We start from the raw sequence: 12,461 nt of genomic DNA on the forward strand, positions 1-12,461 counted from the left end.
ATCATGAAAAGTCTGGAATAAGAAATGCGTTGGAGAATATGTATCGACCTGTTTCACCATCCCTTGTTTTAGATGTTTTCTGTAGTTTCATCTTGCATCTCATTGCTAATAATGATATATTTGCTAAGTCGCAAGTGATTTGGATAAATCAATAAGTCATAACACAGAAAAGAACAAAAAGTTCAAAAAATGTGTTGACAGACTCTTGCGGATGAGTTAAGATATAGGAGTGCTGAGGGGCACAGGCGGGCTTGACAGCCGGACCGCTCATTCAGTATCTTTGAAAAGCTTGTGACTTCATCAGAAGCTGCAGGCGATGGAAGCATCTGTCATGGATGCTGACGCTCTTTGAAAACCGGACAGGAAAAACGAAGTAAATACAAGACGATACAACGTCGATTCTTTGAACCTGAAAAACAATCATGAACACAAGACGCAAAGCGTCTGAGTACAGATCAAATGGAGAGTTTGATCCTGGCTCAGGATGAACGCTGGCGGCATGCCTAATACATGCAAGTCGAACGAGAGACCTTCGGGTCTCTAGTGGCGAACGGGTGAGTAACACGTAGGGAACCTGCCCGCGCACCGGGAATACGCTCTGGAAACGGAGAACAAATCCCGATGTACAGGAAGGAGGCATCTTCTTTCTGTGAAACATCCTTTAGGGGATGGGGCGCGGATGGACCTGCGGTGCATTAGTTGGTTGGCGGGGTAAAGGCCCACCAAGACGATGATGCATAGCCGGCCTGAGAGGGCGGACGGCCACATTGGGACTGAGACACGGCCCAGACTCCTGCGGGAGGCAGCAGTAGGGAATTTTCGTCAATGGGCGCAAGCCTGAACGAGCGATGCCGCGTGAGTGAAGAAGGCCTTCGGGTCGTAAAGCTCTGTTGCGGGGGAAAAAAGGCAGCATCAGGAAATGGGTGCTGACTGATGGTGCCCCGCCAGAAAGTCACGGCTAACTACGTGCCAGCAGCCGCGGTAATACGTAGGTGGCGAGCGTTATCCGGAATGATTGGGCGTAAAGGGTGCGCAGGCGGTCCTGCAAGTCTGGAGTGAAACGCATGAGCTCAACTCATGCATGGCTTTGGAAACTGGAGGACTGGAGAGCAGGAGAGGGCGGTGGAACTCCATGTGTAGCGGTAAAATGCGTAGATATATGGAAGAACACCAGTGGCGAAGGCGGCCGCCTGGCCTGTTGCTGACGCTGAGGCACGAAAGCGTGGGGAGCAAATAGGATTAGATACCCTAGTAGTCCACGCCGTAAACGATGAGGACCAAGTGTTGGGGGTGAAACCTCAGTGCTGAAGTTAACGCAGTGAGTCCTCCGCCTGGGGAGTATGCACGCAAGTGTGAAACTCAAAGGAATTGACGGGGGCCCGCACAAGCGGTGGAGTATGTGGTTTAATTCGAAGCAACGCGAAGAACCTTACCAGGCCTTGACATGGGATGCGAAGATGCAGAGATGCATCGGAGGTCAACATCCACACAGGTGGTGCATGGTTGTCGTCAGCTCGTGTCGTGAGATGTTGGGTCAAGTCCCGCAACGAGCGCAACCCTTGTGGCATGTTGCTAACAGGAAAAGCTGAGGACTCATGCCAGACTGCCGGTGACAAACCGGAGGAAGGCGGGGATGACGTCAAATCATCATGCCCCTTATGGCCTGGGCTACACACGTACTACAATGGCGGCTACAAAGAGCAGCGAGACAGGGATGTCGAGCGAATCTCATAAAAGCCGTCCCAGTTCGGATTGGAGGCTGCAACCCGCCTCCATGAAGTTGGAATCGCTAGTAATCGCGGATCAGCATGCCGCGGTGAATACGTTCCCGGGCCTTGTACACACCGCCCGTCAAACCATGGGAGTCGGTAATGCCCGAAGCCGGTGGCATGACCTCATTAGAGGAGTGAGCCGTCGAAGGCAGGATCGATGACTGGGGTTAAGTCGTAACAAGGTATCCCTACGGGAACGTGGGGATGGATCACCTCCTTTCTAAGGAGAAAGTACAGGGGAAAAGGAAAAAGAGCAGAGTGGTTCCTGTCCGGTTTTGGAAGAGTGTCTTCCAGGGTCGATCTTTGAAAACCGTACAACGATATGAAAGACAACAGAAGGTCTGAAGTAAAGTTGTGGAGAAATAGAAAGAAACTGAGAGAAAGAAAAGAACAGTGAAGAAACAGTTCTGAGAAAAATATCTCGAAGAAAGCACGAAAACGTTTGAGAGAATCAGATCAAGCAAGGAAGGGCGCAGGGAGGATGCCTGGCCACACTGTACTGAAGAAGGACGTGCCAAACAGCGAAATGCGACGGTGAGCCGTAAGGAGGCAAAGACCCGTCGGTGTCCGAATGGGGGAACCCGGCAGCCAGAAGGCTGTCATCCCGAAAGGGAGAGGTACCCGGGGAACTGAAACATCTAAGTACCCGGAGGAAAAGAAAACAACAGTGATTCCCCGAGTAGCGGCGAGCGAAAGGGGAGGAAGCCCAAACCGGAGAGATCCGGGGTAGTAGGACCGTCAAAAGAGTGGGAAAGACACAGCAGAATGTACAGGGAAGTACAGCCAGAGAGAGTGAAAGCCTCGTAAGCGAAGTGTTAGACGCATGAGACGGGATCCTGAGTACGGCGGGACACGAGAAATCTTGTCGGAAGCAGGCGGGACCATCCGCCAAGGCAAAATATACAGTGTGAGCGATAGAGAACGAGTACCGTGAGGGAAAGGTGAAAAGAACCGCGGGAGCGGAGTGAAAGAGAACCTGAAACCGTGTGCCTGAAAGAAGTCAGAGCCCGTCAAAGGGTGATGGCGTGCCTTTTGTAGAATGAACCGGCGAGTTGTTCCATGGTGCGAGGTTAAGTCGGAAAGGACGGAGCCGAAGCGAAAGCGAGTCTTAAGAGGGCGGAAGAGTAGTATGGAGCAGACCCGAAACCGGGTGATCTAGCCATGGGCAGGTTGAAGCAGAAGTGAAATTCTGTGGAGGACCGAACCGACTACCGTTGAAAAGTTAGCGGATGACCTGTGGCTAGGGGAGAAATTCCAATCGAACCCGGAGATAGCTGGTTCTCCCCGAAATAGCTTTAGGGCTAGCGTCGGAGGATGACAGACGGAGGTAGAGCACTGAACGCATGATGGCCCCATCCCGGGGTACTGAATGCGATCAAACTGCGAATGCCGACTGGGAGGAATCCGGCAGTGAGACTGTGGGTGATAAGGTCCATGGTCGAGAGGGAAAGAGCCCAGACCGCCAGCAAAGGTCCCAAAATACTGGCTAAGTGGAAAAGGATGTGGGGACGCACGGACAGCTAGGAGGTTGGCTCAGAAGCAGCCATCCTTGAAAGAGTGCGTAACAGCTCACTAGTCGAGTGGCCCTGCGCCGAAAATGTACCGGGGCTTAAGCCAGGTACCGAAGCTGCGGATGTATATGGAAGTATATGTGGTAGGGGAGCGTTGCATGCAGGAAGAAGTATGACGGAGACGGCATATGGACAGCATGGAAGAGAGAATGCCGGTGTGAGTAGCGAGATGCAGGTGAGAATCCTGCACACCGAAAGCCCAAGGATTCCAGGGGAAGGTTCGTCCGCCCTGGGTAAGTCGGGACCTAACGTGAGGCCGAAAGGCGCAGCGGATGGAAAGCAGGCGGAGATTCCTGCACCCGTATATGGAGCGAAGGAGTGACGGAGAAGGCAGATGCGACCCTCTTACTGGATTGAGGGCCAAGCGAAGCAGGTGGTATCCAGGCAAATCCGGATACGGAAACCAGAGCGTGACGGGTAAGCGAAAGCGGAAGGCGAGTAGCGAAGCGCATCGAGTCAGCTTCCAGGAAAAGCTTCTAGTGGAAATGCATATACGGCCCGTACCAAAACCGACACAGGTGGGCGCGCAGAGGATGCGAAGGTGAGCGAGAGAACTGTTGCCAAGGAACTCGGCAAAATGGCCCCGTACGTTCGCAAGAAGGGGCGCTCGAAAGAGCCGCAGTGAAAAGGCCCAAGCGACTGTTTAACTAAAACACAGCTCCCTGCGAAGCCGCAAGGCGAAGTATAGGGGGTGACACCTGCCCGGTGCTGGAAGGTTAAGGCAAGCTGTGAACCGCGAGGTGAAGCAGTGACCCGAAGCCCCAGTGAACGGCGGCCGTAACTATAACGGTCCTAAGGTAGCGAAATTCCTTGTCAGGTAAGTTCTGACCCGCACGAAAGGTGTAACGATTTGGGCGCTGTCTCGGCAGCAGACTCGGTGAAATCTTAGTACCTGTGAAAATGCAGGTTACCCGCAACTAGACGGAAAGACCCCATGGAGCTTTACTGCAGCCTGGTATTGGGTCCTGGACAGCCATGTACAGGATAGGTGGGAGACTTAGAAGCGAGTACGCAAGTATTGGTGGAGTCGCCGGTGGGATACCACTCCTGGATGTATGGGGCCCTAACCCGTGTGCCGAGAGGGACAGGGGAGAGTGCCAGGCGGGCAGTTTGACTGGGGCGGTCGCCTCCCAAAGAGTAACGGAGGCGCCCAAAGGTACGCTCAGGTTGGATGGGAACCAACTGAAGAGTGCAAATGCAGAAGCGTGCCTGACTGCGACAGAGACAACTGGAGCAGGGACGAAAGTCGGGATTAGTGATCCGGCGGTGCCGAATGGAAGGGCCGTCGCTCAACGGATAAAAGCTACCCTGGGGATAACAGGCTGATCTCGCCCAAGAGTTCACATCGACGGCGAGGTTTGGCACCTCGATGTCGGCTCATCGCATCCTGGAGCTGGATTCGGTTCCAAGGGTTGGGCTGTCCGCCCATTAAAGCGGTACGCGAGCTGGGTTCAGAACGTCGTGAGACAGTTCGGTCCCTATCTGTTGTGGGCGTCGGAGATCTGAGGGAAGCTGTCCTCAGTACGAGAGGACCGGGATGGACCTGCCGCTGGTGCACCAGTTATCATGCCAATGGTAGAGCTGGGTAGCCAAGCAGGGAACGGATAAGAGCTGAAAGCATCTAAGCACGAAGCCGGACCCAAGACGAGATCTCCCATTCTGAAAGAGAAGTAAGACCCCTTGAAGACTACGAGGTGGATAGACCAGGGATGGAAGTGCAGAGATGCATGGAGTTGACTGGCACTAATCGGTCGAGGACTTGATCTAGAAAGAAGCCCGCAGCTTTGCGGAAAGACAGGAAACGAAAGACATATCGTGTATGGTTTTCAGAGAGTGACCTGGAAGAGATGATTCCGGAAGATGTGGTCATCACAGTGCTGAGGAAATACCTGTTCCCATCCCGAACACAGAAGTCAAGCTCAGAGACGGTGACGATAGCCGAAAGGCAAAAATAACAAATGGCCACTCAGACAGCCGCTTTCCTTACGGAAGGCGGTTTTTTGTAAGCGTTAAATCAAGCCCATCTGGTTAAGAAGCCTCCGATTGTTCAAAATCTATATGAACAAATTTAAGCGACGTTAATTACCCATCTATGACAAATCCCTTCGTAGCATGACAATACCGCCACGGAGGGATTTTACATGACTGGACTTGATGATATTTCCCGATTATACCTGGTCACTGAGCCTGTGGACTTTCGCAAAGGCATAGATGGACTGGGTATATATGTCCAGTCGATCCTGAACACTGATCCATTCCAGAATGCGATGTTCGTCTTCACCAACAAACGATACAACAAGCTCAAGCTCCTCCATTATGACGGTACAGGGTTCTGGCTCCTTCACAAGCAGCTGAGCAAAGGAACCTTCAAATGGCGGATGAGTTCCCCGGATCCGTTTCTGAAGATTTCCCCACTGTCTTCCATGAAAATTATCGTATCCCAGGTCTCTTTTTTCGTAAAGATGGGTTTGATTTGACGCTTACGTTGTTTGTTTATATTCGATCTTCATCCACTGGTGCGAAGCTGATCAAAACAAATCAAATAATTCGTGATTGGCACGATGTAAAGATACAATGTGAGTATGAAAAAAACGCTAATTGAAAAATTGATTGCAGAGGAGAATGAACCTGAAGAGGAGTCTTTCCGAGTCGCTTTTCTTCTTTCTTTGAGCATAGGGATATTGAATGCCTGTACATGGATGAGCAGAGGCCATGTATTTGCCAGCAGCCAGTCAGGAAATTTGCTGTACCTCGGACTGGATATCGCTCAGGGAGAGTTTTCGAATGTTATCAAATATCTATTTCCTCCATTAATGTTCGGCGCAGGTATTGTCATTGCCGAGCACTTTAAGGATCATCCTCATTACTTGTCCTGGAGGAGGATCCCAATGATTATTGAGTTTACCATGATAACCGTGGCGACTTTTATGCCGGATTCCTGGAACGATCTTGCAAATCCAATCTTTGGGCTTGCTTGTGGCCTACAGGCTATTGCATTCAGACATATACATAATATTCCTATTGCCACCCTTGCCATAAATGGCTCATATCAGAATGCATTGGAATACCTTACACGGTATCTGAACATACGTGATCACGAAGATGCTTTTCGAACCGTACTGTATTCTTCTATTGTATTCACATATCTGGGGGGGATCATACTCGGTGGACTCCTTGTTCCGTATATAGGGCATTTCGTTTCATTGATCAGTGCAGCTTTAATTGCGGTTAGTTCTCTTATTGTAAAGAAGAATGCGAAACAAAAGCATGCCATTGAGGACCATTCATAAGCCCGGATCGGGAATATATGTGCGTGAACAGTATAAGAAAACCCGGAAGCCATTTTGATACTCTATGGTTTCCGGGTTTTACTGATTTATTCTATTAAGACTGGTTTGATGGTGCAGGATCTTCGGGCTCTTCCAAAAAAGCGCATGCACAATATCCTTCACTGGGCTGGTAGCAATAAATCATAAGCTCTTTATTGATTTCCGGAGAATAATCTCGAAAGATTCGGGAGCCTCCATTGAGCGCTACATCAGCATAAGCTACAAGCCATTTACGATCTCCATTGCGGAAAATGTTGTAGAATGATTCATTCAAAAGCTGCTCTCTGGAGAGACTTTGCAAATCAGTCATTGCTTCATTTGCGTATCGGAATCTGAAATCAATACTGTTTCCCGTATTATCGTACAGAAGTTCGATTACACAAAAAGGTATTGGCATTCTGTCAAGGACGGAGAAGGCGTTAATCAGATCTGAAGATCCATTCACCATTTCGGTAGAATTGAAGCGCCGTTCCTGTTCAAAACGGTAAAGCATTGGCATACGGGCGCGTCCTTTGAAATGATTGCCATCCTGCATCATATACTGATCATCGTGAATGGATGCGATTTTGTCGGATGCCAAAGCGATACCCTTGTTCACGTTGATAAAATGATCAGGGGTCATTTCTGTAATAATTGTTTTCAATGGCGTATATGTTTCGACTATTCTGCCATCGTCTAAACAAATACAGGTTTTGCCATCACGGCGAATAATATACTTGATGTCAGTCTCTGTAATGTGATGTTTTGTGAAGAATTTCTGTATTTTCTTATCCATGGTCGTCCTCAGGTGTAGAAAAAACAACGGCTTAATACGTGTTTTATGAATAAACGAAACCGTTTCAAGAATAAAAACGAGTTTAACTATTGGTATTAAAATCATAGAGGATTTGAATCAAAATCGCAAATAAAAAAACGCAAAATGACGTTTAGTCATAGAAATTACTCCAAAGTGAATGCGCTTACACTTTAAACCAATTGCGGTATAATTAGCGTGGATTCCCACAATGTTTCACCAAGGAGTTTGAATATGACAACATTTTTTATTATACGGCATGGGAAAACACTGTTTAATGAAAAGGAAAGGCTACAGGGATGGTGCGATTCACCACTTACAGATGAGGGCTGTGCTCAAATGCGGCGTTTGTCGGAAGGCCTGAAAGACATTGAATTCTCAGCTATTTATTCCTCCACGTCTCCGAGGGCCCTGACCTGCGCTTCTATGCTGGCTTCTGACAGATCTCTTGATATCCGTGCCAGAGAGTCGCTGAAAGAGGTAGGATATGGAAGTCTGGAAGGAGAATATCTTGCGGATGCGTTTCCGGAGGGGCAACTGAGTAAAGTTGGCTATGCACAGTTCAATGGAGAGGATCTTTATACAGCCCAGCAAAGATTTGTGCGGGAAATGCAGCACATTGCTGAAGAATTCCCTGATGACAATGTCGCTGTTGTGACTCACGGGCATCTGATCAAGACTCTGCTGGGTAGTTTCAGTCAACAGTTTGCAGCGGAGACGATTAAATCAGCAGACCAGATTCCTCCATGTTCTGTCACAGTATTGAAGTACGAAAACAATCGTTTCACGCTGGATACTTTGCCCGATATAACCTGGAGAACGAGTTCTGATCTTTCAAAGTGATGAACATAGACCAAAAACAGGAAGACCTCTTGACATGGAGTCTTCCTGTTTGCATTAAAAAGGACTGGGTTATCCAGTCCTGTGTTCTGCTGCTATTCAGAAAATCAGACGCAGCCCTGCGCTTTCATTGCATCCGCAACTTTGAGGAAACCGGCAATATTGGCACCGACCACATATTCGTCGGGACGTCCATATTCCATCGCTGTGTCTCTGCATGTTTCAAAGATGCTGACCATGATGCCTTTGAGTTTTTTGTCCACTTCTTCCAGTGTCCAGGAAAGATGCTCTGCATTTTGACTCATCTCGAGTCCAGAGCAGGCGACACCTCCAGCATTGCTGGCTTTACCAGGTGCGTACAGAACACCATTGCTCATCAGATAATGAATGGCATCAGGTGTTGTGGGCATGTTTGCACCTTCACAAACGCAGAAGCAGTTGCTGGCTACGAGCTTCTTTGCATCTTCAAGATCAAGCTCATTCTGTGTGGCACATGGAAGCGCGATATCACATGGGATGGACCATGGCCGTTCATTGGGGGTATATGTGGCCAGCGGATGCGAGTCAACATATTCTTTGATTCTGCCGCGACGGACTTCCTTGATTTCCTTGACTGTATCCAGATCGATTCCATTCGGATCATAGATAAATCCATTCGAATCGGACATGGTCAGTACTGTGGCTCCAAGCTCCGTGGCTTTCTGACAGGCATAGATTGCGACATTTCCTGATCCGGAGATGACTACCTTCTTACCTTCAAAGCTCGTGCCCTTGTCTTTCAGCATTGCTTCGGTGAAATAGCAGAGTCCATATCCAGTGGCTTCTGTCCGCCCTAATGAACCGCCGTATGACAATCCTTTGCCCGTCAGAACCCCAGACCACTCATCCCGAATTCGCTTGTATTGTCCAAACAGATAGCCGATTTCGCGTCCGCCGACGCCGATATCGCCAGCGGGTACATCTGTATTCGGCCCGATGTGTCTGTAAAGTTCATTCATAAAACTCTGACAGAAGCGCATGACTTCTCCATCAGATTTTCCTTTGGGATCGAAATCGGAACCGCCTTTACCACCGCCCATGGGCAGTGTTGTCAATGAATTTTTAAATACCTGTTCAAAACCAAGAAATTTGATGATGGAAATGTTTACAGAAGGGTGGAACCGAAGTCCGCCTTTATAAGGGCCGATGGCGCTGTTGAATTGCACACGGAATCCCCGATTTACTTGAGTTTTTCCGTTGTCATCTACCCATGGAACACGGAAAATAATTTGGCGTTCAGGTTCTACCATGCGGAGGAGAACATCTTCATCCAATTGTTCAGGATGAACCTGAGCCACTACGTTAAGAGATTCAAAAACCTCTTCGACTGCCTGAAGAAACTCAGGATCATTCGGATTGCGTTTTTTTACAATTTCTAATACAGTATCGAGATTAGTCATAGTGACCTCCTTTGTAAAAAACTGGGTTAAGTATAACACAGGGTTGATGTAAACTGGCAGGTCATTTGGTAAAATTATGAAAAAGGAGGAAAATTTATGAAAATTGCAATTGGGTGCGACCATGGTGCATTTGAATATAAGGAGACGATTCGCAAAATGCTGGAGGCTGAAGGGTATGAAATAACCGACTGTGGCTGCTATGGTCCTGATTCGGTAGACTACCCTGATATAGCTGTGGAAACAGCCAAAAAAGTGGCTGCGAAAACAGTAGATGCTGGTATCCTCATGTGCGGGACAGGTATTGGGATATCCATAGCTGCAAATAAAGTACATGGTATCAGATGTGCTCTTTGCACAGACACGACAATGGCCCGACTTACACGGGAGCATAATGATGCCAATATGCTTGCCATGGGGGCCAGAATTATTGGAATTGAACTGGCTAAAGATATTGTTCATACATTTCTGGCAACATCATTTTCGAATGATGACCGACATGTCAAGAGGATAGAAAAACTGATGGCAGAAGAAAACTGATCTCTGAACCAACGGAACAGTCTGCTTCATCTTGAAATCTGCTGCAGCAGTAAATTCAAAGAAACCCTGGATTTACTGCTGCAGTTTTCGTTTCATATTTTTTTGAATCAGTGATCTTCTTTTTAGAACCGGATAAGCGCAAAACAGTCTCGGATTTCGGTTGAAATGCACGTCTGCCTGGAGACTGAGTATGACAATGCAGATCTATCTTGTTCGATGAAGAGCCACCATGATTTTGAAAAACAGTTGCACAATACCCAGATAAATGATATATTTACTAGGCCGCAAGTGATTTGGATAAATCAATAAGTCATAACACAGAAAAGAACAAAAAGTTCAAAAAATGTGTTGACAGACTCTTGCGGATGAGTTAAGATATAGGAGTGCTGAGGGGCACAGGCGGGCTTGACAGCCGGACCGCTCATTCAGTATCTTTGAAAGGCTTGTGACTTCATCAGAAGCCGCAGGCGATGGAGGCATCTGTCATGGGTACTGACGCTCTTTGAAAACCGGACAGGAAAAACGAAGTAAATACAAGACGATACAACGTCGATTCTTTGAACCTGAAAAACAATCATGAACACAAGACGCAAAGCGTCTGAGTACAGATCAAATGGAGAGTTTGATCCTGGCTCAGGATGAACGCTGGCGGCATGCCTAATACATGCAAGTCGAACGAGAGACCTTCGGGTCTCTAGTGGCGAACGGGTGAGTAACACGTAGGGAACCTGCCCGCGCACCGGGAATACGCTCTGGAAACGGAGAACAAATCCCGATGTACAGGAAGGAGGCATCTTCTTTCTGTGAAACATCCTCTAGGGGATGGGGCGCGGATGGACCTGCGGTGCATTAGTTTGTTGGCGGGGTAAAGGCCCACCAAGACGATGATGCATAGCCGGCCTGAGAGGGCGGACGGCCACATTGGGACTGAGACACGGCCCAGACTCCTGCGGGAGGCAGCAGTAGGGAATTTTCGTCAATGGGCGCAAGCCTGAACGAGCGATGCCGCGTGAGTGAAGAAGGCCTTCGGGTCGTAAAGCTCTGTTGCGGGGGAAAAAAGGCAGCATCAGGAAATGGGTGCTGACTGATGGTGCCCCGCCAGAAAGTCACGGCTAACTACGTGCCAGCAGCCGCGGTAATACGTAGGTGGCGAGCGTTATCCGGAATGATTGGGCGTAAAGGGTGCGCAGGCGGTCCTGCAAGTCTGGAGTGAAACGCATGAGCTCAACTCATGCATGGCTTTGGAAACTGGAGGACTGGAGAGCAGGAGAGGGCGGTGGAACTCCATGTGTAGCGGTAAAATGCGTAGATATATGGAAGAACACCAGTGGCGAAGGCGGCCGCCTGGCCTGTTGCTGACGCTGAGGCACGAAAGCGTGGGGAGCAAATAGGATTAGATACCCTAGTAGTCCACGCCGTAAACGATGAGGACCAAGTGTTGGGGGTGAAACCTCAGTGCTGAAGTTAACGCAGTGAGTCCTCCGCCTGGGGAGTATGCACGCAAGTGTGAAACTCAAAGGAATTGACGGGGGCCCGCACAAGCGGTGGAGTATGTGGTTTAATTCGAAGCAACGCGAAGAACCTTACCAGGCCTTGACATGGGATGCGAAGATGCAGAGATGCATCGGAGGTCAACATCCACACAGGTGGTGCATGGTTGTCGTCAGCTCGTGTCGTGAGATGTTGGGTCAAGTCCCGCAACGAGCGCAACCCTTGTGGCATGTTGCTAACAGGAAAAGCTGAGGACTCATGCCAGACTGCCGGTGACAAACCGGAGGAAGGCGGGGATGACGTCAAATCATCATGCCCCTTATGGCCTGGGCTACACACGTACTACAATGGCGGCTACAAAGAGCAGCGAGACAGGGATGTCGAGCGAATCTCATAAAAGCCGTCCCAGTTCGGATTGGAGGCTGCAACCCGCCTCCATGAAGTTGGAATCGCTAGTAATCGCGGATCAGCATGCCGCGGTGAATACGTTCCCGGGCCTTGTACACACCGCCCGTCAAACCATGGGAGTCGGTAATGCCCGAAGCCGGTGGCATGACCTCATTAGAGGAGTGAGCCGTCGAAGGCAGGATCGATGACTGGGGTTAAGTCGTAACAAGGTATCCCTACGGGAACGTGGGGATGGATCACCTCCTTTCTAAGGAGAAAGTACAGGGGAAAAGGAAAAAGAG

General features: G+C 49.2%; 6 protein-coding genes and 4 rRNA genes. 8 read left to right on the forward strand and 2 right to left on the reverse strand.

What is annotated here, in order from left to right; all coding sequences use genetic code 11:
- Positions 1-456 precede the first annotated feature (456 nt).
- From aalo17_RS04155 to aalo17_RS04175, 5 genes are all read left to right on the forward strand, one after another.
- Positions 457-1,992: ribosomal RNA gene (locus aalo17_RS04155) — 16S ribosomal RNA — on the forward strand.
- A 234-nt stretch (positions 1,993-2,226) separates the two neighbouring features.
- Positions 2,227-5,110, forward strand: a 23S ribosomal RNA gene (locus aalo17_RS04160).
- A gap of 94 nt (positions 5,111-5,204) precedes the next feature.
- Positions 5,205-5,311, forward strand: a 5S ribosomal RNA gene (rrf, locus tag aalo17_RS04165).
- Together the 16S, 23S and 5S rRNA genes form the textbook arrangement of a ribosomal RNA operon.
- A 173-nt stretch (positions 5,312-5,484) precedes the next feature.
- Positions 5,485-5,820 (forward strand): IS66 family insertion sequence element accessory protein TnpB, encoded by a 336-nt coding sequence (gene tnpB, locus aalo17_RS04170; protein WP_067555932.1) that lies wholly within the window; start codon positions 5,485-5,487, stop codon positions 5,818-5,820.
- Between the two features lie 105 nt (positions 5,821-5,925).
- Positions 5,926-6,633, forward strand: a complete 708-nt coding sequence (locus aalo17_RS04175) for a YoaK family protein (protein WP_067555934.1) — start codon at positions 5,926-5,928, stop codon at positions 6,631-6,633.
- A gap of 94 nt (positions 6,634-6,727) precedes the next feature.
- On the opposite strand, the gene aalo17_RS04180 is transcribed toward aalo17_RS04175, so the two are convergent.
- Positions 6,728-7,447: a LytTR family transcriptional regulator DNA-binding domain-containing protein gene (locus aalo17_RS04180; protein WP_158507709.1), complete on the reverse strand. Its 720-nt coding sequence runs from the start codon at positions 7,445-7,447 to the stop codon at positions 6,728-6,730.
- Between the two features lie 252 nt (positions 7,448-7,699).
- Here aalo17_RS04180 and aalo17_RS04185 point away from each other — a divergent pair, with 252 nt between their 5' ends.
- Positions 7,700-8,308, forward strand: a complete 609-nt coding sequence (locus aalo17_RS04185) for a histidine phosphatase family protein (protein ID WP_067555940.1) — start codon at positions 7,700-7,702, stop codon at positions 8,306-8,308.
- 104 nt (positions 8,309-8,412) lie between these two features.
- On the opposite strand, the gene gdhA is transcribed toward aalo17_RS04185, so the two are convergent.
- Positions 8,413-9,744 (reverse strand): NADP-specific glutamate dehydrogenase, encoded by a 1,332-nt coding sequence (gene gdhA, locus aalo17_RS04190; protein ID WP_067555943.1) that lies wholly within the window; start codon positions 9,742-9,744, stop codon positions 8,413-8,415.
- Positions 9,745-9,840: 96 nt separating this feature from the next.
- Here gdhA and rpiB point away from each other — a divergent pair, with 96 nt between their 5' ends.
- Positions 9,841-10,281 carry a ribose 5-phosphate isomerase B gene (gene rpiB, locus aalo17_RS04195; RefSeq protein ID WP_067555945.1) on the forward strand — a complete coding sequence of 147 codons (441 nt, stop codon included), beginning with the start codon at positions 9,841-9,843 and terminating at the stop codon, positions 10,279-10,281.
- Between the two features lie 610 nt (positions 10,282-10,891).
- Positions 10,892-12,427, forward strand: a 16S ribosomal RNA gene (locus aalo17_RS04200).
- The last annotated feature ends 34 nt before the right edge of the window (positions 12,428-12,461 follow it).

The sequence above is a fragment of the Faecalibaculum rodentium genome (genome assembly GCF_001564455.1).
GTDB classification, from domain to species: Bacteria; Bacillota_I; Bacilli_A; order Erysipelotrichales; family Erysipelotrichaceae; genus Faecalibaculum; species Faecalibaculum rodentium.

Excerpts from the sequence above, each read along its gene's own strand:
- rpiB (WP_067555945.1), top strand. The coding sequence starts at position 9,841 with ATGAAAATTGCAATTGGGTGCGACCATGGTGCATTTGAATATAAGGAG.
- aalo17_RS04185 (WP_067555940.1), top strand. The coding sequence starts at position 7,700 with ATGACAACATTTTTTATTATACGGCATGGGAAAACACTGTTTAATGAA.
- aalo17_RS04180 (WP_158507709.1), bottom strand. The coding sequence starts at position 7,447 with ATGGATAAGAAAATACAGAAATTCTTCACAAAACATCACATTACAGAG.
- tnpB (WP_067555932.1), top strand. The coding sequence starts at position 5,485 with ATGACTGGACTTGATGATATTTCCCGATTATACCTGGTCACTGAGCCT.
- aalo17_RS04175 (WP_067555934.1), top strand. The coding sequence starts at position 5,926 with ATGAAAAAAACGCTAATTGAAAAATTGATTGCAGAGGAGAATGAACCT.
- gdhA (WP_067555943.1), bottom strand. The coding sequence starts at position 9,744 with ATGACTAATCTCGATACTGTATTAGAAATTGTAAAAAAACGCAATCCG.